Origin of the sequence: Bradyrhizobium roseum (assembly GCF_030413175.1) — a bacterium.
GTDB classification, from domain to species: Bacteria; Pseudomonadota; Alphaproteobacteria; order Rhizobiales; family Xanthobacteraceae; genus Bradyrhizobium; species Bradyrhizobium roseum.
Map to the genome: position 1 here is coordinate 5,495,100 of NZ_CP129212.1, position 24,060 is coordinate 5,519,159.

Here is a 24,060-nt window from a genome sequence, read left to right on the forward strand (position 1 = left end):
CGTCCCGATGCAATACGCCCCCAGCGACCTCAACCCACGCGAGCGCTACAAGGTGCTCACCTCCTTCGTGCTGCCGCGGCCGATCGCGTGGGTGACGACGATCGGCCCGACCGGCGTGGTCAACGCCGCGCCGTTCAGTTTTTTCAACGTGTTCTGCGAGGACCCGCCGCTGTGCATGTTCGCGGCGAACCTGCGCCCCGACGGCCGCGTCAAGGACACCGTAATCAACATCCGCCGGACCGGCGAGTTCGTGGTCAACATGACCGACGAGCCGCTGGCGCAGGCGATGCACGAGAGCAGCGGCGATTTTCCGCCTGACATCGGCGAGCCGGATTATCTGAAGCTGAAGGTCGCACCATCGACGAAGATCGGCGCACCGCGGCTGGCGGATGCGCCATTCTCGATGGAGTGCAAGACCTGGAAGGAAATCGACGTCAACGGCGACCGGCTGCTGGTGATGGGCGAAGGCATCCACTTCCACATCCGCGACGATCTGTGGGACCACGCCACGATGCGCGTGCACATGGACCGCTATCACCCGATCGGCCGCATGTTCGCAGATCGCTATTGCCGCACCGATGACCGCGTGGTGTTTCCGCCGGCCGAAGGAGTGAAGACAACCGCCTGAACCGACGCCGGCAGGAAGGAGAAGCAGATGGCCGAAAACTTCCGCGACAACGACGCCCGCGAACGATTTGAACTCGACGTCGAAGGCCACACTGCCTTCGTCACCTACCGGAAATCGCCTGATACGGTCACGCTGATCCATACCGAGGTGCCGCCGGAGCTGGGCGGCAAGGGCGTCGGCTCAAAACTGGCGCGCGCAACACTCAATGCGGTCCGGGCGCAAGGGCGCAAGCTGACGGTCGAGTGCGATTTCATTCGCAGCTTTATAGGCAAGCACACCGAGTACAACGATCTGCTGGCACCTGGCCAATTGGAGGCGAAGAGCGCGGCGGCCTACAAGGCGGGCTGCTTCTGCGGCGCGGTCGAAGTGGAAGCGTCGGGTGCGCCAGTGTTCGCCGGTTACTGCCATTGCAGGGATTGCCAGGCCTGGTCGGCGGCGCCGGTCAATGCCTTCAGCCTGTGGAAGTCAGGCGACGTGCGCGTCACCAAGGGCGCGTCCGACATCGGCACCTACAACAAGACCGAAAACTCCTACCGGAAATTCTGCAAGGTCTGCGGCGGCCATGTCATGACCGAGCATCCGCGCATGCGGCTGATCGACGTCTACGCCAACCTGCTGCGGGGATACACGCACCAGCCCACCCTGCATGTGAACTACGCCAGCAAGACGCTGTCCGTCAGGGACGGCCTGCCGAAATACGCCGACTTTCCTGCCGATCTCGGCGGCTCCGGAGAGAAGCTGCCGGATTGAGAACTTACGCCGGCCGGTGCGCCCGCAGGAACGAGCGGATCTGGCGCACCGCGAGCGGAACGCGCTCCTTCGGCTCCTTCCACGGAAACAGGCTCACTTCCGCGTTCGGCGCCAGCATCGCGCTCTCCATCGCGACCGCGTAGGGATGCGCCGGGATGTCGTCGGGCAGGATCAGCACCGGCGTCTGGCACTGGCGAACGAAATCGCGTGTCACCGTAAAGACGAAGTCGGGATCGGTGCGATACATGGCCGTCAGGAACTTTTCCGCCTGTTCCATCGTAAGGTCGGGCCGTTTCTCGATGAGCTGCGGCGCCCAGCCCTTGATGTTGTTCTGGTAGAACAGATCGCGCATCTCGGGCCGCGAGCCCGACGGCATCGCCAGCACGCCCGCCACGACACGGTCCGGCGCGCGCTTGATCAGATTCCAGATCAGGGGACCGCCGATGCAAAACCCCAGCACCATGAACTTTACGAAGCCGAGATGGTCCATCAGCGCAAGCTGATCGTCGGTATGGGAATCCCAGGGCCGGTCGATTTCGAGCGGGCCTGTCGACTGGCCGGGCGGCGCATTGCGAAGGTCGTAAGCGACGCAGCGATATTCGTTGCCGAATTCCTTGTAAGCATGGAACGGCGGATAGTCGCCGGTGATGCCCGAAATGTTCGAGTTCAATCCGCCGCCTGCGATCAGCAACAGCGGGAAGCCGTCGCCCGCCTCCTCGTAGTGGATGCGAACGGCGCCCTTTTCGAAAAAGCCCATGGCGCTTCCCCCGCCTGAGTTACGTTTGCGCCGGCGCGCCGATCTTGTCCTGCGTCTTCGTATCGAAATCGCCGGCGTCATGCCGCTCGTGCAGCTGGCTCGCCGGATCGCCCGAGATGCGGTTGACCATGCGCCCGCGCTTCACCGCCGGACGCTTTGCGATCGCATCGGTCCAGCGTTGAACGTTCTTGTAGTCCTGCACCGACAGAAACTCGCCGGCGCCATAGATCAGTCCCTTGGCCAGTGCGCCGTACCACGGCCAGGTCGCCATGTCGGCGATGGTGTATTCGCTGCCCGCCAGAAACTCATTGTCGGCAAGCCGCCGGTCGAGAACGTCGAGCTGGCGCTTCACCTCCATGGCGTAGCGGTCGATCGCGTATTCGATCTTGGTCGGCGCGTAGGCGTAGAAATGGCCGAAGCCACCGCCGAGGAACGGCGCGCTGCCCATCTGCCAGAACAGCCACGACAGGCATTCGGCCCGCGCCTGCCCGCCCGCCGGCAGGAAGGCGCCGAACTTTTCGGCCAGATGCACCAGGATTGCGCCCGACTCGAACAGGCGGATCGGCGTCGGTCCGCTACGATCCATCAGCGCCGGTATTTTCGAATTCGGATTGACGGCGACAAAGCCGCTGCCGAACTGGTTGCCGTCGATCTTGATCAGCCAGGCGTCGTATTCCGCGCCGCTGTGGCCGGCCGCCAAAAGCTCCTCGAACATCACCGTGACCTTGACGCCGTTTGGCGTCGCCAACGAATAGAGCTGAAACGGATGCTTGCCGACCGGCAGCTCGGCCTCATGCGTGGCCCCCGCAATCGGCCGGTTGATGCTGGCGAAGCGGCCGCCGCTCGCCTTGTTCCAGGTCCAGACTCTTGGCGGGACATATTCGGCGGGATCGGTGACGGGGGCATCGGTCATTGGTTGGGCTCCAGGCTTCTTTCGGCAATGCTTTTTTGACCGTCTCGCACGGCGAACGGCTGGGCTTCTTATATCGGCCATGCCGGTTATCGCTACAAGGGCATCATGCGCGGGTAACTCGGAGCAATGCATTTGTGGCTGGCGCAGCCGCAATAATCCATATTTGGACTGGTCACCCCATGAGAGCTTCCAGATGCTGCCGTCCCAACGCGCCTCGTTCGATGTCCCCCGCGATATCTGCTATCTCAATGCCGCTTCCTACAGTCCCCTGCCGATCCGGACCCTGGAGGCCGGCCGCGCCGCCGTCGGCCGCAAGGGCCGCCCCTGGACGCTCGAACCCGGCTTTCAAAGTGCACAGCACGAGCGTGCAAGGACGGCCGCCGCCCGGCTGATACAGGCCGATCCTTCCGATATCGCGCTGATCCCCTCGATCAGCTATGGCGTGGCCACGGCCGCCAAGCTTTTTGCCCCCGGCCGCGGCACGCGCGTCCTCGTTCTGGAAAACGACCACTCCTCCCCCGTGCTGGAATGGCACGCGCGGGCCGGGGCGCAGGGGTTTATCGTCGAGACCGTGCGCCAGCCCGATGACGGCGACTGGACGTCGGCGGTGCTCGAAAGCATCGAACGGTCAGGCGCGCCGCCGGTCGGCCTCGCCTCGATCTCGTCGGTGCACTGGTCGGACGGCGGGCTGATCGATATCGCAAAACTCGGCGCGGCGCTCCGGCGGCGGGGCGCGGCCTTCCTGATCGATGCCACGCAAAGCGCCGGCGTGCTGGCGCTGGATGTACGGCATCTCGACCCGGACTTCGTGATCTTCCCGACCTACAAGTGGCTGGTCGGCCCCTATGGCCGCGCCTTCCTCTATGTCGCCAGGCGGCACCAGAACGGCGTCCCGCTGGAACAGACCGCCGGCGGCCGCCGCAACGTCCGCGCCGAGAACGCGCTCTATTTCACCGACCTCGATTATGTTGGCGATGCGCACCGCTTCGACATGGGCGAGCGCGATCATTTCATTTCGCTGGAGATGGCCTCCATCGGCATGGAGCTGATGGCCGACTGGGGCGCGGAGGAAATTGCACAACGTCTCGCGATGCTGACCGAGCGGATCGCAGCAGGCGTGCGCGAGATCGGCATCCGCGTTCCCGACGCACCGCTGCGGGCGCCGCATGTATTGAGCCTTGCCTTCGAAGCCGGCATGCCTTCAGGCCTTGTCGAGGGCCTGGCGAGCGAAGGCGTCTACGTCGCGCTGCGTCTCGGACGCATGCGCGTGTCGCCGCACGTGTATAATGACGAGACAGACGCTGACCGGTTTATCGAGGTTTTGACGCGCCGGCTGCGGGGCTGACTTGTCGGGTGGCACAGGCACACTTGCGCCGGGCCCACTTTCCAGCGTGAAAGCCGCGATGCATATTTTGCGAGGTGGAATGCGCGCCTCAGGGCGAGACTGGAGACGCTTGGCATCCACGGCTGCGATGGGCTAGCGTTTCATCGAAATACCGCCGCCGGGAGGACACGCCATGAAATCGCCGATCTGCGACATGCTGGGTATCGAGTTTCCGCTGCTGGCCTTCAGCCATTGCCGCGACGTGGTGGCTGCCGTCAGTCGCGCCGGCGGGTTTGGCGTGCTGGGCGCCACCGCGCACTCGCCCGAGACGATCGAGCTGGAGTTGAAATGGATCGACGATCACGTTGGCGGCAAGCCGTACGGGCTCGACGTGCTGATCCCGGAAAACATTTCGACGGCCGGCGAAAAAGACGTCACCTGGAAAAGCCTGGAGGCGCGGATTTCGCCGCAGCACCGCGACTTCACCCGCAACCTCTTGAAGAAATACGGCATCGAGCTGACCACGACCAATGTCGCCGACAATCAGCCGCAACCGTTCGACGCGCAGCGTGCGCTCGACGTGCTCGACGTCTCGTTCCGCCACCCGATCAAGCTGATCGCGAACGCGCTCGGCGTGCCGCCGAAGGCGATGATCGACAAGGGCCGCAAGCACGGCGTGCCGGTCGCCGCCCTCGTCGGCTCCAAGGAGCACGCGCTGCGGCAGGTTGCGGCCGGCGTCGATATCCTGGTCGCGCAGGGCACCGAGGCGGGCGGCCATTGCGGCGAGGTCTCGACCATGGTGCTGGTGCCCGAGGTGATCAAGGCGATCAGGCCGATCCGCGATGTGCCGGTGCTGGCGGCGGGCGGCATCATGACCGGACGCCAGATGGCGGCCTGCATGGCGATGGGCGCGGCCGGCGCCTGGACCGGCTCGGTGTGGCTGGCGACGGTGGAGTCCGAGACCACGGAGATCTTCCGCGAGAAAATGATCGCGGCGTCCTCACGCGACGCCATCCGCTCCAAGGGCCGCACCGGCAAGCCGGCGCGGCAGTTGCGCTCGGTGTGGACCGACGCGTGGGACCGCGGACCGGATAGTCCCGGCGCGCTGCCGATGCCGCTGCAGAGCATCATCAGCCGCGACGCCTTCAACTCGATCGACCGCGCCGCCGCCGCCGGGAATACCCAGGCGCGCGATCTCGTGACGTATTTTGTCGGCCAGGGCGTCGGCCTGGTCGACAGCGTGAAATCGGCCGGTGCGGTGGTGCAGGAATTCAAGGAAGACTTTGCTGACGCCGTGGAGCATATGAATGCACTGATGGAGGAGTAAACGTCTCTCCACGTCATTGCGAGCGAAGCAAAGCAATCCATACTTTCTTTGCGGAACCATGGATTGCTTCGTCGCTACGCTCCTCGCAATGACGGAACAATGAATCGTGAATCCCTGGAAAGCAAAGCAAGAAAAAATGCCGAATAACAACTCCCTCCCCGAAGACCGCATTCCCGTCATCGTCGGCGTCGGCGAAATCGCCGACCGGCCCAAGGACATCGCCGCCGGCCTCGAGCCGATGGCGATGCTCGAGGAAGCCGTGCGCCGCGCGGAAGCGGACAGCGGGGCAAAACTGCTCGGCGAGCTCGGCTCGCTCGACGTCGTCAATTTCCTGAGCTGGCGCTATCGCGATCCCGAGAAGCAGCTGGCGGCCCGGCTCGGCGCCGATCCGGCGCATTGCTATTACGGCCCGGTCGGCGGCGAGAGCCCGATCCGCTACATCCACGAAGCCGCCAAGCGCATCGCGCGCGGCGAATGCAGTGTGGCCGTGGTCTGCGGCGCGGAGGCGCAATCCACCGCCACCAAGGCCGAACGCGGCGGCATCACCCTGCCATGGACGCCGTTTGCCCATGACGTCGAGGAGCCGAAGCGCGGCGCGGCATTCCAGAAGCCGATGGCGGTGAAGCTCGGCGTGTTCCGCCCGATCACAGTCTATCCGCTGTATGAAACGGCGACGTCAGCGCATTGGGGGCAGACCCCGCGCGAGGCGCTCGCCGAATCCGGCGCGCTGTGGTCGACCTATGCCCGCGTCGCATCCGAGAATGAAAATTCATGGATGAAGAAGCGGTTGACGCCTGAGGAAATCACAACGCCCACGGCTGAGAACCGCCTGATCGCGTGGCCCTACACCAAATGGATGGTGGCCAACCCGACCGTGAACATGGGCGGCGCGGTGCTGCTGACCTCGCTGGCCAAGGCGCGCGCGGCCGGTATCCCCGAAGATCGCCTGATCTATCCGACCGGCGGCGCCTCGGCGGAAGAGCCCCGCGACTATCTCGTCCGCGACCAGTTCTACGAAAGCCACCCGCAGAATGCCGTGCTGAAGGCGGTCATGGACCTCGTCGGGGGCGACGGCAAGAAATTCGACGCCATCGAATTGTACAGCTGCTTCCCCTGCGTACCGAAGATGGCGCGGCGGACGCTCGGCCTCGGGCCCGACGTGCAGCCGACGGTCACCGGCGGCCTCACTTTCTTCGGCGCCCCGCTCAACACCTACATGACGCACGCGGCGATCGCGATGGTGCGCAAGCTGCGGCAGGGCGGCAAGCTCGGCCTGCTCTACGGCCAGGGCGGCTTTGTGACCAAGCATCACGGCCTGGTTCTGTCGCGCGAGGCGCCAAGGGAGGCCCTCGCGCAGCAGACCAGCGTGCAGGCCGAAGCCGACCGGAACAAGCGGGCCGTGCCGGACTTCGTCACCGAGGCCAACGGCAAGGGCAAAATCGAAGCCTTCACCGTGATCTACAAGGGCAAGGGCGAGGTCGAGCACGGCGTGGTGATGATGCGCACGGAAGCCGGTGCCCGGGCGCTGGCGCGGGTTCCAGCCAACGACGAGACGACCTTCAGGCATTTACTCAACCTGGACCGTACGCCGGTGGGAACGCTCGGCACGATCGTTACGGCGGAAGACGGCGTGTTGGAGTGGCGGGCAGGCTAGCCTCGGCAACGACGCAAGGCTTGACGGGTGCGGTGACAGCGGCGAACCTCGTTCGCATTGTCGACGCGATCCGCGCCGACGGCTCCGGCCGTCGGCACCCCGTTCATTGAAAGCCAGTCAATTTTGCCGACCTTCATTCGCGACCTGACCAGCGCCGCCTTGCTGTCAGCCACGCTTTCCATCGCCGCCCTGCCGGGTCTGGTGCGCGCGCAATCAGGGAACGCCGGCGGGCAGCATCGGCAATGACGAAAAGTCGCTGTCCGGTTCGCGCGCGGCGCCCCGCGCGACCGAGTCCCCGAAGCCGGCGAGACCTAACCGAGCCGAAACGGAAGCGCCAAGCCGTGCGTCGCGAAAAGGCGGCGGTGGTGCCAGCAGCGGCGGCAATATCGACGGCGCATGGGTTTTGACCAGCGTCGGCACACCCTGCGGCAGTTCCACCGATACGGTCGTTATCTCCAGTGGTAAAATGGTCGGACAATACGGCACCGCTCAAGTGAGTCCGAATGGCGGCGTCTCCGGCGTGGGGTCCGCGGGAAGCCTGAGCTGGACCATGTCCGGCCGCTTTTCCGGCCGCAGCGGATCCGGAACGTTCCGGCGATCCGATGGCTGTGCCGGAAGCTGGACCGGAACCAAGCAATAATTGCAGGTTCTAGCGGCGGGCGAACCAACGCGTTGGAAGCCTTCGGCCTCCCGCACGACTATGAACGGGCAAATGCGGCAGCGGACCGCACTTTCGCCGCATGCGCGCAGTCGTGTATGAATTGGCGAAGCACGTCACGCATTTCGACCAAGGGAAGATATGGCAAATCGATCCAGGACGGCGCGAACCGCCGTAGCGGCGCGGCGGTGGGTTGGTCCAGCCATGGTTACGCTGGTGGCGGTGGCCACCCTGACGATATCGGCCGCGAACGCCGCGCCAAAACAGTCGCGCCCCGCCCCCGTGAAGGAGGCGAGCGCCCCGCGCGCGGCCGGCGAGCCGCTCATGGCCATCATCTCGATCAAGACCCAGCACGTCACGCTTTACGACGCCGAAGGCTGGATCCTGCGTGCGCCGGTATCGACCGGCACCAAGGGCCGGGAAACGCCGGCCGGCATCTTCGCGGTGGTCGAGAAGAACAAGGAACACCGCTCGAACATGTACGACGATGCCGAGATGCCGAACATGCAGCGCATCACCTGGAACGGCATCGCGCTGCACGGCGGACCCCTTCCCGGCTATGCGGCCTCGCACGGCTGTGTGCGGCTGCCGTTCGGTTTCGCCGAACGCCTGTTCGACAAGACGCGGCTCGGCATGCGGGTGATCATCTCGCCCGAGGACGCCGAGCCGATGGAGTTTTCGCACCCCTCGCTGCCGGTGCCGAAGGCCGAGGCCATCGCGGCCGCGCCGGCCAAGGCCGAAGCGCTGCCCCGCGAGGCGGCCGAGGCCGCCAAGGCAGCCGATGAGACCAAGAAAGCAGCGGCGACCGCCACGCGCGAGACGGCTGCGCTGACGGCGGCACTGCGCAAGCTGGAGGCCCAGAAAAAGCGCGCCGATGCCGAACTCGCCGCGACCGACAAGGCAGTCGTCACAGCCAGGACCGACGAGGCCAGAGCAAAGGCCGAGGACCTCAAGCAGAAAGCCGCCGCCAAGGCCGCGGAACTGACCACACAGCTCGACACCACAAAGGCCGATGCCGCATCGAAGCTCGACGCCGCGGCCGCTGCCAAAGAAGCCGCCAAGACGGCGCAGGCGCGGAAAGCCGACACCGCCAAGGCAGCAAGCGAAGCCAAACTGTTGCTTGAGCCGTTTTCGATTTACATCAGCCGCGAAACGGAAAAGCTTTACGTGCGGCGCCAGACGTCGAAGCCGGCGCCCGACGGCGGCGGCGTGGTGTTCGATGCGTCGATCGAGGTACCGATCAAGATCCGTAATCCGGAACGGCCAATTGGCACGCATGTGTTCACGGCGGTCGCGCGCAACGAATCCGGCCTGCGCTGGACTTCAGTTACCATCGACCATGGCGACGATGCGAAATCCGCGTTCGACCGCATCACGATCCCGCAGGACGTGCTCGATCGCATCGCGCCGACTGCGATGCCGCGATCCTCGATCGTGATCTCGGATGAACCGTTGAGCAAGGAAACCAACTATCGCACCGAGTTCGTGGCGGTGCTGAGCCACCAGCCGCAAGGCGGCTTCATTACGCGCAAGCCGACGCCGCCCGATATGCTCGTTGGCGACGCCGGCGACGACGGCTTCGGACCATTTTTCCAGCCCGGCTGGAATCCGCAAACCGTCAATTCGCGTCGGCGCGGTGCGCAGGACTATCAGCCGTTCCAACCGCGCTGGTGGTAAGAGGCGGCACCCGGCCCCTGCTCCTCCTGTCCTGCTGCTGCGACGCCGTCGCAGGCTCGCCCTTGGCGCCGGCACGACGGTGCTTCGACGCGCGAGCAAGCAAGCAGGGGAAAGCGCACGCAGCTTCGGAAAGGCCCGCCATCTTTGGGACGAAGAGCCGATGGCCGGGCATCCGTGGCCCGGCCATCGGCTTCGTTGTCAGGCCGCCCGCACCGAATCCAGGAACTTGCCGACCTCGCGCCTGAGGCGGTCGGAGTCCGAGGACAGCGACTGGGCGGCGGAGAGCACCTGCGAGGACGCCGAGCCGGTTTCGCTGGCGCCGCGCTGCACATCGGTGATGTTGGAGGACACCTGCTGGGTGCCTTGGGCGGCTTGTTGCACGTTGCGGGAGATTTCCTGGGTCGCCGCGCCCTGCTCTTCAACCGCCGCCGCAATGGTCGAGGCGATCTCCGCCAACTTTTCGATGGTGCTGCTGATCGCCTTGATCGCCCCCACCGACTCCTGGGTCGCCCCCTGGATGCCGCTGATCTGCTGGCTGATCTCGCCGGTCGCTCTTGCCGTCTGCTCCGCAAGCGCCTTCACCTCCGACGCCACGACGGCAAATCCCCGACCGGCCTCGCCGGCGCGCGCGGCTTCGATGGTGGCGTTGAGCGCCAGCAGATTGGTCTGGCCTGCGATGGTGTTGATGAGTTCGACGACGTCGCCGATGCGGCTTGCCGCCTTCGACAATTCGCTGACACGATCGTTGGTGGCGCGGGCCTGACCGACGGCATCGGTCGCCATCCGCGCGGATTCCTGCACCTGGCGGCTGATCTCGTTCACGGACGAGGACAATTCCTCGGTCGCCGACGCTACCGACTGCACGTTGCTGGACGCCTCTTCCGAAGCCGAGGCCACCATCGTCGTCACTTGCTGCGCGCGCTCGGCCGTCGATGTCAGCCTGTTCGCGGAAGCTTCGAGCTGGGTCGAGGCCGACGACACGGTGTTGACGATCTGGCCGACGGCAGCCTCGAAGGAGTTGGCGAGCTTGACCATCTCGGACTTGCGCTGATCGGCATTGCGTCGATCGCTTTCCGTTTGCTCCACCTTGAGCCGCTCAACCTCGATTGCGTTGTTTTTGAACACCTCGACCGCCTGGGCCATCTGGCCGATCTCGTCCTTGCGTTCGGTTCCCGAGATGGCCGCTGAAGTGTTGCCCCCGGCAAGGACACCCATTTCGGTCGTGATGCGCTGAATCGGACGGGTGACCGCGAATGCGATGCCAATCGCGCCCACCAGCGAGAGCAGCAGCGTGACGGCGCCACCGGTCATCATGGCAAACATTGCGCTGGCAGCGGCGGCCTTGGATGCCGCGGAACGCACGGTCAGCAGCGACCGCTCCTCGGCATCCATCTCCTGCACGACGCCGCGGAGGCCGTCCATGGATTTCTTGCCGGCGCCGGACGCTTCCAACTCGCGTGCCTTCGACTGGGTCGCCGGATCCTTCATCAGCGCGATTTCGCGCATTGCCACGTTGGTGAACCAGTCGTTGGCGAGTTGCTTGACGCGCTCAAGGCGCTTCTGCTGGACAGCATTGTCCGAGGTCAGGCTGCCGACCTTGGCGCTCGCGGCCTGGAATTGCTTCTGTCCCGACTCATAGGGAGCGAGGAAGCCGGTATCCGCGGAGACGAGGTAACCGCGCACGCCGGTTTCCGCATTGATCATGGCGTCAACGACACCGCTGAGTTGCTCCAGCACCTCGTAGGTGTGAACCGTCATCTTCTCCGTCGAGTTCATCGTGCTGATCGAACTGTAGATCGTCGCCGTGCTGATACTGATGACGAGGCAGATCGCGGCAAACACCGCGGATACCTTCACGGAGATACGTACATTATTGATCCAGGCCATGGCTGCTCCTCAAATCGCTTTCATTGGGATCGCACATCGCCGATGACAATCCGAGGGCGCGGTGAAATCTATGGTGGAATCTATTCAAACTGGAGGCGCGTCGTCTTGCAGAAATTAATCGGACATCTGCATTTCCGCAGTGCGGCGACGCGCTAGCGCGATGGCGAATCAATGGGATACGCAACGAACACTTCCGCGTTCCAGAGATATCGCAGGACACCTCCAACGGAAGATTAACATTCGTGACCGTGTAAACACGGTGTCCGGATGCGCGCCGGATTCCATCCGCTGGTCGATCAGCGCTCAAGCAACACGACCAGGACATCGGTAGAACTACGGACCGGCGGCGCGCCTCGCCGGCATCATGACGGTTCACCCGACTGTTGCCGCGCTGCGGCCAGGGTCTGCTGCGGCGCTTCGCCGAACAACTCGCGGTACAGCGCCGTGAACTCGCCCATATGCCAGAATCCGTTCATGAGGGCGACGGCCTTGATCGATTGCGGCGGCTCCCCCCGCAGCAGTTGCTGGCGCACGCTCCACAACCGGCGCAACCGCATGTAGCGATGCATGCTCATGCCGCGTATCGCAACCACGGCGTTGTGCAGCGTCCTCACCGAGACCCCGAACTGCCGCGCCACGTCGGCGCTGTAAAGTGTCTTGCCGGCGTTGACGGCGACGAACTCGTCGAACTTCTGGACCAGCGACAGGTAATGGCTGAGGCTGAGACGGCGAGACTCCGTTGCCGGCGAAGCAGCGGCCATCGCCAGATCGAGCGCCTGCAGGATGGATTCCTCGATACACTCGATCACCCCGGTTTGAACCAGCGTATCGGGCGAATGCGACGCGAGATGTAGCGCATCGCGCAAGGTCGTGCGAAGCGCATCGACTTTGTCGGGCTCCGTCGCAATCACCTGGGCGCTGTCGATCTCGCCCGGCCAACCGCGATCGTCGATCGTATCGAAGTTCACGAAGGCGACCAGATTGGGCTGCGGTTCGACGATCTCGCATTTCGCTTTGCCCTTGACCAGCAGGAAGGCGGCACCGCGGGCCTCCTGGCCATTCAGGATCAGGGAGGCCGCATCTTCCATGAGCAGACCGACGATCGCCCCTGCCGTGGAATATTGCATCTGGAGGATGCGCGGAAACGTGCGTTGCAGGTATATCGTGCAGCCATTCAGCCGCAGCGAGGCGAACGAAGCAGCGAATTCCCTGCAATCGAGCGGAATGCTGTTTGCCTCGCCCAGCCCGTCAATGCTCCGCAAATTATCGAAATCGGGAGACCGGCTGATCTTCACGAATTCGGAGTCAACGAGTTCATCGAGCAATGACACGCGGCGCTCACCCGAGTCGTCGGCGGCGATCGTCGCAACGACGAACAAGGGGGGCAGCCGGGATTGAGAAGGATCGTGCGCGCATGACGTGCGAATGCCTTGAATCATCTTGCTGTCGGATGAAGCGTCCTTGGTCCTGGCTTTTCTTCATTGACGCGAAATACATCGCAACGGAAAAAAAAGGCATTCGGTCCGGCATCAGCTTCATCGCGATGCCCTCGTACTGTACCGAGTTCTCCCGATTTCCGAAACTCGCCGGCCACATCCAGCACCAGTTTCACGCAGGGCGATTGTTCGGCCCATGCCGCAATCGGCTTTCTTGCGATCCAAGGGTGTCTCCCGCGCCTCATACAGCCGAACAACAAGGCCGGCTGAGGGCCGCTTTCATTTCCAAACTTCAGTTCGCAATGCTGGCGTGAGGCGCGGGCTCCGGACCAGGGGCAACGCGCCAAAGCCGCACGCTCCTGGTCTGAGAACCTGTCGACCTCGAGATCGAGGCGGCCCTGGCAGCGAACAATTGTCGCGACCGAAACACCTGCGAAGACGCCGGGCAGGCCTTGGAAAATAATCTCAAATACTTATGATGACTTAAGTTCGGACGCCGTACGAACACGGCGGGCGCGAGCGCCGCTGCCGCGAGTCCAGAACAAGGCCCGTCCTGTTCGGACCCAGGCCCGTTGTCCGGCGATGTGCCGGTCGTTACGCCGCCCGTACCGAATTCAGGAACCTGCCGACTTCCAGCTTGAGGCGATTGCTATCGGCCGACAGCGATTGCGCCGCCCCCAGCACCTGCGAGGACGCCGATCCGGTCTCGCTGGCGCCGCGCTGCACGTCGCCAATATTGGAGGATACCTGCTGGGTACCCGTCGCCGCCTGCTGCACGTTGCGGGATATTTCCTGTGTGGCGGCGCCCTGCTCCTCCACCGCGGCTGCGATGGTCGACGAGATCTCGGACAGCTTCTCGATGGTGCCGCTGATCGCCTGGATCGCGGTAACCGATTCCTGAGTCGCCGCCTGGATACCGGTGATCTGCTGACCGATCTCGCCGGTCGCCTTTGCGGTCTGCTCGGCCAGCGCCTTTACCTCGGACGCCACGACCGCGAAGCCGCGGCCTGCTTCACCGGCGCGCGCCGCCTCGATGGTGGCGTTGAGCGCCAGCAGGTTGGTCTGTCCCGCGATGGTGTTGATCAGTTCGACGACATCGCCGATGCGGGTGGCGGCTTTCGACAATTCACTGACGCGGTCGTTGGTCGTGCGCGCCTGTTCCACGGCGTCGGTCGCCATCCGCGCCGATGCCTGCACCTGACGGCTGATCTCGTTGACGGACGACGCCATCTCTTCGGTGGCCGATGCCACCGACTGCACGTTGGTCGACGCCTCCTCGGAGGCCGCCGCGACCGTGGTCGCGAGTTTCTGCGAGCGTTCCGCCGTCGACGTAAGCGTGCCCGCCGAAACCTCGAGCTGACTGGACGCAAACGACACGGTCTCAACGATCCGGCCGACCGCAGCTTCGAAATCGTCGGCCATCTTGTGCATGTCCGCCTTCCGGCTTGCGACGGCGCGGCTCTCGGCCGCACGCTGCTCGGCCTCCAGCGACTGGCGGGCGACGGCATTGCTCTTGAACACTTCGACCGCCTTGGCCATCTCGCCAATCTCGTCGCCGCGGCCGATGCCGGGCACTTCGACGTCAAGGTTGCCGCCGGCAAGATCATTCATCGTGACGGTCATCCGCTGCAACGGAGCGGTGATGCTGCGTGCAACGAACATGGACACCACAAGGATGAATAGCAGGACCACGCCGACAATGATCAGGGAGCGCTGGATCGATACCCACGCCTGAGCCTTCAGGTCGTCGATGTAGACGCCGGTCCCGATCACCCAGTTCCAGGGCGCAAAGCCGACCACATAGGACAGTTTCGGCTGGGGCTTGTCGAAGCCTGGCTTGGGCCACTCATAGGGAACGAAACCCGACCCGGCCTTTTTGACCGCATTGACGAAATCGACGAACAACAGCTTGCCGTTCGGATCCTTGTAGCTCGATAGATCGTTGCCGTTCATTTCCGGCTTGATCGGATGCATCACCATTTTCGGATGCATGTCGTTGATCCAGAAGTAATCGTTGCTGCCGTAACGCAGTCCCGCAACCCGCGCCATGGCGCGCTTCTGAGCGTCGGCGTCCGAAACGCCGCCTTTTTGCGCCGCGGCGTGCTCTTCCTTGACGATGCCGAGCGCGAGTTCGCCGAGATGCTGCAGTTCAATCTGTTTCTGCTGATCGAGGCTCGATGCAAGTTCGCGCGAATCGAGAAAGGCTACGCACAGGAGGCCCGCGAAGCTGAGGCAGATGAGGGCATAGATTTTTCGGCCAATCGACATCCTGGCCTGACGTACCATTGCAAGCATGTTTGATCTCCGCAGGGCGGGCCGTCCGCCTCGATGCACGGAATCGTAGATGTCAGCGATTCTCTTCCCGTTAATTTACGATCCGTAGTTCTACGGGACTTCCGCAGTTCCACGGGGCTTCCGCTTACCAAGGAGGCCGCCAGGAGGGTTGCCGAATCCCCGAACGCAAAAAGCCCGTCCCTATTCAGGGACGGGCCTTTGGCCTGCAATTGATCGGTTGTTACGCCGCGCGCACCGAATTCAGGAACTTGCCGACCTCGTGCTTCAGGCGGCCGCTGTCGGACGACAGCGACTGGGCCGAGGACAGTACCTGCGACGAGGCCGAGCCGGTCTCGCCGGCGCCGCGCTGCACGTCGGTGATGTTGGCGGAGACCTGCTGGGTGCCCCGGGCAGCCTGCTGCACGTTGCGGGAGATTTCCTGCGTCGCCGCGCCCTGCTCTTCCACCGCGGCCGCGATGGTCGAGGAAATCTCCGACAGCTTCTCGATCGTGGTGCTGATGGCCTGGATCGCGCCGACGGACTCCTCGGTCGCCGCCTGAATGCCGGTGATCTGCTGGCCGATCTCGCCGGTCGCCTTGGAGGTCTGCTCCGCCAGCGCCTTGACCTCGGACGCCACGACGGCAAAACCGCGGCCGGCATCGCCGGCGCGCGCCGCCTCGATGGTGGCATTGAGCGCCAGCAAATTGGTCTGTTCGGCGATGGTGTTGATCAGTTCGACCACCGCGCCGATGCGGGCTGCAGCCCTCGACAATTCGCTGACCCGGTTGTTTGTGGTGCGGGCCTGGTCGACGGCCTCATTGGCCATCCGCGCCGATTCCTGAACCTGGCGGCCGATTTCGGTGATGGACGAGGCCATCTCCTCGGTCGAGGAAGCCACCGACTGCACGTTGGTGGAGGCTTCCTCGGAAGCCGCGGCCACCATCGTCGTCAGTTCCTGAGCGCGTTCGGCGGTCGCCGTCAGCGTGCCGGCGGCGGCTTCGAGCTGGGTCGATGCCGAGGACACGGTCTCCACGATGTTGCCGACCGCGCCTTCGAAATCGTCGGCGAGCTTGATCATTTCCTGCTTGCGCCGCTGCGCCGCAGCCAGATCCTGTTGGACCTTGGCCTCGGCTTCTTCGCGCGCCTTGTGTTCGGCGTTCTCGCGAATGACGGTCACGGTCTTGGCGAGGTCGCCGATCTCGTCGCCGCGGCCGGCCCCGGGGATCTCGACGTCGAGGTCGCCGGCGGCCATCCTGCCCAGCGCACCGTTCAGGAGCGTCATCGGACGGGCAACCCCAAGGAAGGAGAACACGACGGAGGCGATCAGCGACAGCACGACCACGATGGCCATGATCATGTTGATGCGGTTGGCGCGCTCGGTATCGGCCATCACCTCGTCCTTGGAGGTTCTGGCATCCTGCTGCGCGCCGGTGACGGTGGCCTCCATCAGATCGGCGACGTCGGCAGCCGCCTTCACCGTGCGGTTGGCGATGATGTCGTTCTTGATCTGCTCGGTCTTCACGGACTCCTCGTTGGCCGCCAGGAAACGCGTGACGATCGAAGACAGATTGGAGACCACCACCAGCAGATCGCGGTCGTCCGCCTCGCCGCGCAGCTTGTTGAAAACGTCCTTCAGCGAGGCCACGATCTTGCCCATCTCGGTCACCAGATTGGCGTCGCCGGTGGTTCCGAGCTTCCAGGCCGCCGCGCGCAGCGCGTTCACCCTGGCGTCGGCCTGAAACAGCAGACGTTCGATATCGAGGCGATTGTCGAGCTTCGCCATGGCCGGCGAACCGAGCTGGGCGGCGACGGCCTTGGTCCATTCGTCCGAGACCACCGAGCGCTTGTCGATCTGCGACAGCAGCGTGATCTGCGCTTTCGCCAAGTCTTCCACGGCGGCAGTAAAGCCGTCCATCAGATCCTTGATCTTCTGCAACCTCTCCCTGGCATCAGAACGTTGCGCGGTCGCGAGTGCTGCATCGAGTTCCTTGGCCTGACTCGCCTTGTAGCGCTGCAGATCCGCCATGGTCTTTTCGACCTCGGCCGGGCTTCGCGCCAGCCTGACGGCGGCAGCGGCGAGCTGCACCTTGCGCAGGTCGATATGCGCGGAAAGCGAATTGTCGGCGATCCGCTGCGATCGGGTCGCACGTTCGCTGCCTTCCTCGATCCTCGCCTCGGTGATCATCTGGTTGGCGACCATCCCGATCGCCAGCAGCACGCCAAGCACGCCGGCCAAGCCCAGTTTGTTTCCGATACGGTTGAGCTTGATCATGTCGACGACCCCAAATTCTTAAGCAGGTTTTCCGGAGACGGGATCTGCGGCCGAAGGCGCCCGCAACCTACGCGCACGAAATCCCGATGATGCAGACTAGCGTAGGGGGGACCGGTTAATTTCCGCTTGCGTGAAAGTACGGATATCAAGTCCGGTTGCACCCCTTCCGACTTCTCGTATAGCGAGAAAGGCCCGAATTCCCATGCTGGGAGCCGGGCCTTTCGTTTGCCGGCGGCTCGTCAGGCCGCCCGAACCGACTCCAGAAACCTGCCGACCTCGAGCTTCAGGCGATGGTTGTCGCCCGACAGCGACCGCGCCGCCAACAGCACCTGCGAGGAAGCGGCGCCGGTCTCGCCGGCACCGCGCTGCACGTCGGAAATATTGGCGGAGACCTGCTGGGTCCCGCGCGCCGCCTGCTGCACGTTGCGTGAAATTTCCTGGGTCGCCGCGCCCTGCTCTTCCACGGCCGCCGCGATCGCCGAGGAAATCTCCGCCAGCCGTTCGATGGTGCCGCTGATTTCCTTGATGGCGTTCACCGACTCCTGGGTCGCGCCCTGGATGCCGGTGATCTGCTGGCTGATCTCGCCGGTGGCTTTGGCCGTCTGTTCCGCGAGCGCCTTTACTTCCGACGCCACGACGGCGAAGCCGCGGCCGGCCTCGCCGGCGCGCGCCGCCTCGATGGTGGCGTTGAGCGCCAGCAGATTGGTCTGGCCGGCGATGGTGTTGATCAGTTCGACCACGTCGCCGATGCGGCTCGCCGCCTTGGACAATTCGCTGACCCGGTCGTTGGTGGTGCGGGCCTGCCCCACCGCATCGGTCGCCATCCGCGCCGATTCCTGCACCCGGCGGCCGATTTCGGTGACCGAGGACGAAAGCTCTTCGGTCGCCGATGCCACCGACTGCGCGTTGGCTGAGGCTTCGCTGGAAGCCGACGCCACCATTGCGGTGAGCGCCTGCGACCGCTCGGCGGTGGCCGACAGCGTGTCTGCGGAAGCCTCGAGCTGCGTCGAAACCGACGACACCGTCTGCACGATCTCGCCGATCACGGTTTCGAAATTACGGGTAATGCCGTCGACGCGGCGGCCGCGCTCGATCTTGGCTTCGGCGTCGGCGGCTGCGGCTTCGTCGGCCGCCTTCTTGGCGATCAATGCGTCCTTGAAAACCTGCAGGGCATCGGCCATCGCGCCGATCTCGGTTTTCTCACCCTGATGCGGCACCTTCACGGCCAGATCGCCGTTGCCCAGCGCCTGCATCGGCGAGACGATGGAGGCAATGCCGTCGGATACGTCGCCGACCAGATAGTAGCTGACGCCGATGCCGATCAACACGGCCGTGGAGAGCAGCACGGCCAGCATGATGAAGGCGGCGTCGTAGCTGCCGGCCGCTTCCCGCGCCGCCTTGTCGGCGCCCGCGTTGTTGAGGTCGATGCTCTTCTTCAGAACAGCATCGGCCTGGAGTCCGATCTTGTTCACGGTCGTCGCATTCAGGTCGTTGGCTTCGGTGGGCATCTGGCCGGCCGCATTGCGGGACAGCTCCATGACTTCCCGGCTGCCCCTGCGGTACTTGTCCCAGAGCTGCGCCCACTCGTCATACAGCGCGCGTTCTTCCGCCGAAGTGATCAGCGGCTCATAGGCGGCACGGATCCTGTTATTGGCCTCGATCACCTCGGCCAGCGTCTTTTCCGTCGCCAGTTTCTCGTCCAGCGTCTCGGCCAGCATGTGATCGCGGATCACGTTTCGATAGCTGATGACTCCGGCCCGCAGGTCACCCAGCACGCGCACGCTCGGCAACCAGCTCGTGGCGATGTCCACCGTGTTGGCGTTGATTGCTTGCATGTTCCGGACTGCAAGCAGCCCCATGCACACCATGGCGGCGAGCAGAAAGGCGACCACGGCGACGATCTTGGTGCGGATGGAATACCTTGAGAGCATGGTTCCGGTCTCTTGATCTTGGGCGCGCAGAGCGCACGCCGGAGGATGGCGCGGAAGGAGGGCGGAGGATGCGTCCCGGCATCAAACACGATACGCCCTGAGGTAGAGTTAACGCGCGGCGGCAAGATCACCGGCGCGGCTCGCGCCTCACCGGAACATCGATGTCTGCAATCCGATCAGCGCATCAGCTTCAGCGCATCGGCAAAAAAATCAGGACCGCCGAAATTGCCCGATTTCAAGGCAAGCAGCATGTCGCCCTGCGCGGCGCCCACGGCGCGCAAAACCGGCACTCCTGCAGCGATTTCCGTCCCGACGACGAATCCGGGAACGCGCAAGCGATCGACCACGGCGCCTGACGTTTCACCACCGGCGACCACCAGCCGCCGCACGCCGGAACGCACCAGGCCCTCCGCAACGTCCGCCATCGCCTGCTCAATGGCATGCCCGGCTGCATCGCGGCCATGCCGTGATTGCAGAGCTACAACCTGATCCGGCGTCGCGCTCGAAGCGATCAGGATCGGTCCGGCACTGATTCGTTCGCCCGCCCAGGCCAGCGCGCGACGCACCTCGCCGGGTCCGGCGAGGACCTGCTCAGGATCGAGGCGGAGCACGGCCATGGTCTTTTCGGCGTTACTAACCTGGGCCAGCGTCGCCTGCGAGCAACTCCCGGCCAGGCACGCCGCCGGTCCGCCGACCGGCGCGGCGGTCGCCGCGCCCGCCACCCCTGATTTGACCTTGCCGGAGGCGACCAGCGCCCGGGCGAGGCCGAGACCGATGCCGGAGGCGCCAACCGACAGCCGATGGTCCAGCGCAACGCCGCCGATGGTTTCGAGATCGCGGTCGAACACGGCGTCGATGACGGCCGCGCCGATGCCCTTGCCCGCCAGCTCCGCGAGTCGCGCGCGCACCGCAGCCGCGCCGCGCGACAGCGTGGCGAGATCCACCAGCCCGACGCTGGTCTGGCTCTGGCGCGCCAGCACCCGCACCAGGTTGGAGTCGTGCATCGGATTGAGCGGGTGGTCCTTCAGCGGGCTTTCGTTCAACGGCACGGAACCGACGAACAGATTGCCCTGATAGACGGTGCGGCCGGTTTCCGGAAAGGCGGGCGTCACCAGCACGATCGCGTCGCCGCAATCCGCGCGCAGCGCATCCATCACCGGGCCGATATTGCCGGCTTCGGTGGAATCGAAAGTCGAGCAGATCTTGAACAGCACATGGCCCGCGCCGCGTCCGCGCAGCCATTTCTCGGCCGCGCGCGAGCGCTCGACCGCCGCGTCCGCCCGGATCGAACGGCTCTTGAGCGACACCACGACGGCATCGACCTCCGGCAGCGCGAGATCGTCGGGCGGCACGCCGATGGTCTGCACCGTGCGCAGGCCCTGACGGGTCAGCGTGTTGGCGAGGTCGGAGGCGCCGGTGTAGTCGTCGGCGATGCAGCCCAGAGACAGTTTCACGGCTTTGCTCCGGCATAAGGCTTGAACCAGCCGAGGCCGTCGGTGGTCTTAGCCCGCGGGTTGTACTCGCAACCGACGAAGCCGCCATAGCCGAGCCGGTCGAGCTCGGCGAACAGGAAGGGATAGTTCAGCTCCTCGCCATCCGGCTCGTTGCGCGAGGGAATGCTGGCGATCTGGGTGTGTCCGATAATCGGCATCATCTCGCGCAGCCGCATGGTGACGTCGCCATGGATGATCTGGCAGTGATAGATATCAAACTGCAGTTTCAGGTTCGGAATCTTCAGCTCGGTGATCAGATCGCGCGCAAAGCCGAAATCGTTGAGGAAGTAGCCGGGCACGTTGCGGGCGTTGATCGGCTCGATCACGACGTCGAGACCGTGCGGCGCATAGAATTCAGCCGCCCATGCCACTGATTTATAAAACTGCTCGACGGCTTTGGCCTCGCTGCGGTTGGCGATGCCAGCCATCAGATGCAGCCGCTTGACGCCCGTCGCCTTGGCGTACGGCAGCGCCGTCTCCAGACTGCGCTTCAGATCGTCAAACCGCTCGGGCAGCGCGGCGAAACCCTTTTCGCCGGCGTCCCAATTGCCCGGCGGCAGGTTGAACAGCGCCTGCGTCAGGCCGTTCTTTTTCAACCGCTCGCCGACGGCGTTCGCCGGATGATCGTAGGGAAAGAGGAATTCGACCGCGGTGAAGCCCGCTTTCGCCGCCGCCTCGAAACGGTCGAGGAACGGAACTTCGGTGAACATCATGGAGAGGTTGGCTGCAAAGCGGGGCATAGAGCGTCTCCTTCTTGATCTTGGCTCTAGTTCGGCTCACCCGGCAGATGCGTGCCGGTGACCCGAGCGTACATCCGCGCCACCGAGGCGTCGTCGTCGCGGCCCATGCCCGATGCGGCGGTCATCAAGAACATCTGCAGTGCTGCGGCCGCGACCGGGACCGGGAATTTCTGCGAGCGCGCCATGTCCTGGATGATGCCGAGGTCCTTTACAAAAATCTCGACCGCGCTGCGTGGTGTGTAATCGCCCTCGAGCACGTGCGGCATGCGGTTCTCGAACATCCAGGAATTGCCGGCGGACGCCGTAATCACCTCATAGACTTTTCGGATGTCGAGGCCCTGCTTCGCGGCGAACGCGATCGCCTCCGAGGCGGCGGCGATATGCACGCCGGCGAGCAGCTGGTTGATCATCTTGAACGCGGCGCCTTGGCCAGCGTCGTCGCCGAGCTCGTAGAGCTTGGCCGCCATCGCATCGAGCGCCGGTCGCGCTTTGGCAAAGGCCGCCGGACTGCCGGACGCCAGGATCGTGAGTTCGCCCTGCGCCGCGCGCTGCGCGCCGCCCGAGATCGGCGCATCCAGATAAAGTCGCCCGCTCGTTTCCAACTGCTTTGCCAACCGGCGCGCGACATCGGGATCCATGGTCGCCGAAGAAATGAATACTGCGCCCTTCCCAAGCGTTTCCGCGACGCCATCAGCGCCGAACAAAATGGTCTCGGTCTGGGCGGCGTTGACGACCACGCTGACCACGATGTCAGCCGTTTTGGCAGCTTCCGCCGGCGTACCGGCGCCCTTGCCGCCATCCGCCACGAACCGCGCCACGGAGTCCGCCGAGACGTCGCAGCCGGTCACTTCGAGCCCGGCGCGGCGCAGCGAGGTCGCCATGCCGAACCCCATCGAGCCCAGCCCGATCACGGCAACGCGCGGTTTGGCGGATTCTGGCATTCGGCGGTCCCTCAATGTTTCATTTTGACCGCGATCCGGTCGGCGGTATTGCCTCTTGGGTATCACGGCTTGGCCGCGCTGCCAAAGCGTGGGAAAAGGTCGAGCAAACAGGGCGAGGTGCATGGGCGAAACCAGGATTCGCGAGGAAATCTGCCGCCTCGGCCGCTCGCTGTTCGAGCGCGGCCTGACGCCGGGCTCCTCCGGCAATATCAGCGTGAAACTTGACGACGGCGGCTGGCTGGTGACGCCGACCAACGCCTCGCTCGGCTTCCTCGACCCCGCGCGGTTGTCGCGGCTCGACCCCGACGGCAAGCTGACTTCCGGCGACGCCCCCACCAAGGAAGTGCCGCTGCACACCGCCCTCTACCAGACCCGCAGCGCCGCCCGCGCCGTGGTCCATCTGCACTCGACCCATTCGGTGGCGCTATCGATGCTCCCCGAGATCGACCCCCGCGCCGCGCTGCCGCCGATGACACCCTACTACTTGATGAAATGCGGCCATACCGCCCTCGTGCCCTATTACCGCCCGGGCGATCCCGCGGTCGCCGACGCGATCAAGGGGCTGGCCGGGAAATACTCGTCCGTCCTGCTCGCCAATCACGGCCCCGTGGTGTCAGGCGACACGCTGGAGGCCGCGGTATTTGCGATCGAAGAACTGGAAGAAACGGCGAAGCTGTATCTGCTGCTGCGCGGGCTGAACCCAAAGTATCTGTCGCCGGAGCAGGTGAAGGATTTGACGAAAGTGTTTGGGCTGACGCTGCCCGAAACTCACGATCACACATAGTCATCCCATGCAAACCAATCTCAAATGCTTCAAGTCCAGTAGAAAGTTCTGGGTGATTGGCTATGGGGCAGGCCACGGTCCCCTTCTGCTGAGAAGTGGAAAGACCGACGAACACCATACCCGCATCGACGTGCTAATTCTCGACATCCGTGCGATGGAGATTAGATCCTGGTCCGAAGGATTTGAGATCGCGCTGGTTGATCAGGCCCATCTACGAGATTTCCGCAGCTGCCCCGCCGAGATGATGGAACCAGGACTCAATGTGTACGCCATCTCCGGCAAAGGGTGGCAAGGATTCATCCTTGGTGGAAAGCTTTTCGTCCATGAAGATGAAGCCGATTTCATGGCACCAAGTGCGTTCGCGGCTGCAAATCATGTAGGCTTGGCCCTAACGGCAAGGCCAACGGACGCCGAGGTTGAAGCGGCGGCTCGTGTCCTTGATGAAGCGGGCCGCCACCATCATTGGTGGCCCAAAACGATCAAACCCTACGATGAGTTTGCCAAGACGGACCCGATCGCCAAGAGTGAGTTCGAAGGGATAGTGGAACAGATGTTGATGGCTGCATCTGCGGCAAAGCGAAATGCGGAAACGCCGTAACGCGCGGCGAGGCCGT

Annotated in this window: 19 protein-coding genes; 9 read left to right on the plus strand and 10 right to left on the minus strand. The window is 64.3% G+C overall.

Annotated features, from left to right (window positions below; genetic code table 11):
- Window positions 1–7 precede the first annotated feature (7 nt).
- Entirely contained in the window at window positions 8–628 is a 621-nt protein-coding gene (locus QUH67_RS26070; protein WP_300942236.1) for a flavin reductase family protein, read from the plus strand.
- Window positions 629–655: 27 nt separating this feature from the next.
- Complete coding sequence (locus QUH67_RS35030; RefSeq protein ID WP_407080358.1) at window positions 656–1,378, plus strand: N-acetyltransferase; 723 nt, start codon at window positions 656–658, stop codon at window positions 1,376–1,378.
- A 4-nt stretch (window positions 1,379–1,382) separates the two neighbouring features.
- Here the strand turns inward: QUH67_RS35030 and QUH67_RS26085 are convergent, their stop codons facing one another.
- The gene (locus QUH67_RS26085) at window positions 1,383–2,135 is read right to left on the minus strand and encodes an alpha/beta fold hydrolase (RefSeq protein ID WP_300942237.1); all 753 of its coding nucleotides are present in this window, start codon (window positions 2,133–2,135) and stop codon (window positions 1,383–1,385) included.
- Between the two features lie 19 nt (window positions 2,136–2,154).
- On the minus strand, window positions 2,155–3,048 hold the full coding sequence (yghU, locus tag QUH67_RS26090; protein ID WP_300942238.1) for a glutathione-dependent disulfide-bond oxidoreductase: 894 nt from the start codon (window positions 3,046–3,048) through the stop codon (window positions 2,155–2,157).
- 193 nt (window positions 3,049–3,241) lie between these two features.
- Here yghU and QUH67_RS26095 point away from each other — a divergent pair, with 193 nt between their 5' ends.
- The 5 genes from QUH67_RS26095 to QUH67_RS26115 all read left to right on the plus strand — a co-directional run bounded on the left by QUH67_RS26095 (window position 3,242) and on the right by QUH67_RS26115 (window position 9,688).
- Entirely contained in the window at window positions 3,242–4,393 is a 1,152-nt protein-coding gene (locus tag QUH67_RS26095) for an aminotransferase class V-fold PLP-dependent enzyme (protein ID WP_300942239.1), read from the plus strand.
- Window positions 4,394–4,565: 172 nt separating this feature from the next.
- Window positions 4,566–5,699, plus strand: a complete 1,134-nt coding sequence (locus QUH67_RS26100; RefSeq protein WP_300942241.1) for a nitronate monooxygenase — start codon at window positions 4,566–4,568, stop codon at window positions 5,697–5,699.
- Window positions 5,700–5,835: 136 nt separating this feature from the next.
- A complete protein-coding gene (locus tag QUH67_RS26105; protein ID WP_300942242.1) occupies window positions 5,836–7,353 on the plus strand; it encodes an acetyl-CoA acetyltransferase in 1,518 nt (505 codons plus the stop codon).
- 57 nt (window positions 7,354–7,410) lie between these two features.
- Window positions 7,411–7,599, plus strand: coding sequence for a hypothetical protein (locus QUH67_RS26110; protein WP_300942243.1), 189 nt, complete (start codon window positions 7,411–7,413; stop codon window positions 7,597–7,599).
- 553 nt (window positions 7,600–8,152) lie between these two features.
- Window positions 8,153–9,688: a L,D-transpeptidase gene (locus QUH67_RS26115; protein WP_300942245.1), complete on the plus strand. Its 1,536-nt coding sequence runs from the start codon at window positions 8,153–8,155 to the stop codon at window positions 9,686–9,688.
- A gap of 198 nt (window positions 9,689–9,886) precedes the next feature.
- Here QUH67_RS26115 and QUH67_RS26120 read toward each other — a convergent pair whose 3' ends face one another.
- From QUH67_RS26120 to ltnD, 8 genes are all read right to left on the minus strand, one after another.
- Complete coding sequence (locus tag QUH67_RS26120) at window positions 9,887–11,575, minus strand: methyl-accepting chemotaxis protein (RefSeq protein WP_300942246.1); 1,689 nt, start codon at window positions 11,573–11,575, stop codon at window positions 9,887–9,889.
- Between the two features lie 362 nt (window positions 11,576–11,937).
- The gene (locus QUH67_RS26125) at window positions 11,938–12,954 is read right to left on the minus strand and encodes a helix-turn-helix domain-containing protein (RefSeq protein ID WP_300942247.1); all 1,017 of its coding nucleotides are present in this window, start codon (window positions 12,952–12,954) and stop codon (window positions 11,938–11,940) included.
- Between the two features lie 651 nt (window positions 12,955–13,605).
- Window positions 13,606–15,306, minus strand: a complete 1,701-nt coding sequence (locus QUH67_RS26130; protein WP_300942248.1) for a methyl-accepting chemotaxis protein — start codon at window positions 15,304–15,306, stop codon at window positions 13,606–13,608.
- A 220-nt stretch (window positions 15,307–15,526) separates the two neighbouring features.
- Complete coding sequence (locus QUH67_RS26135; protein WP_300942250.1) at window positions 15,527–17,557, minus strand: methyl-accepting chemotaxis protein; 2,031 nt, start codon at window positions 17,555–17,557, stop codon at window positions 15,527–15,529.
- A gap of 239 nt (window positions 17,558–17,796) precedes the next feature.
- Window positions 17,797–19,488: a methyl-accepting chemotaxis protein gene (locus tag QUH67_RS26140; RefSeq protein ID WP_300942251.1), complete on the minus strand. Its 1,692-nt coding sequence runs from the start codon at window positions 19,486–19,488 to the stop codon at window positions 17,797–17,799.
- A 176-nt stretch (window positions 19,489–19,664) separates the two neighbouring features.
- Complete coding sequence (gene otnK / locus QUH67_RS26145) at window positions 19,665–20,942, minus strand: 3-oxo-tetronate kinase (protein ID WP_300942253.1); 1,278 nt, start codon at window positions 20,940–20,942, stop codon at window positions 19,665–19,667.
- On the minus strand, window positions 20,939–21,721 hold the full coding sequence (gene otnI, locus QUH67_RS26150) for a 2-oxo-tetronate isomerase (protein WP_300942254.1): 783 nt from the start codon (window positions 21,719–21,721) through the stop codon (window positions 20,939–20,941). Before otnI ends, otnK begins: the two co-directional genes overlap by 4 nt.
- Window positions 21,722–21,747: 26 nt before the next feature.
- Window positions 21,748–22,785 (minus strand): L-threonate dehydrogenase, encoded by a 1,038-nt coding sequence (gene ltnD / locus QUH67_RS26155; protein ID WP_300942255.1) that lies wholly within the window; start codon window positions 22,783–22,785, stop codon window positions 21,748–21,750.
- Here ltnD and otnC point away from each other — a divergent pair.
- Together otnC and QUH67_RS26165 are read left to right on the plus strand one after the other, a co-directional pair.
- The gene (otnC, locus tag QUH67_RS26160; protein WP_300942256.1) at window positions 22,784–23,446 is read left to right on the plus strand and encodes a 3-oxo-tetronate 4-phosphate decarboxylase; all 663 of its coding nucleotides are present in this window, start codon (window positions 22,784–22,786) and stop codon (window positions 23,444–23,446) included. The two genes, ltnD and otnC, sit on opposite strands and share 2 nt — an antisense overlap.
- A 7-nt stretch (window positions 23,447–23,453) precedes the next feature.
- Window positions 23,454–24,044 (plus strand): hypothetical protein, encoded by a 591-nt coding sequence (locus QUH67_RS26165; RefSeq protein ID WP_300942257.1) that lies wholly within the window; start codon window positions 23,454–23,456, stop codon window positions 24,042–24,044.
- Window positions 24,045–24,060: the final 16 nt, after the last annotated feature.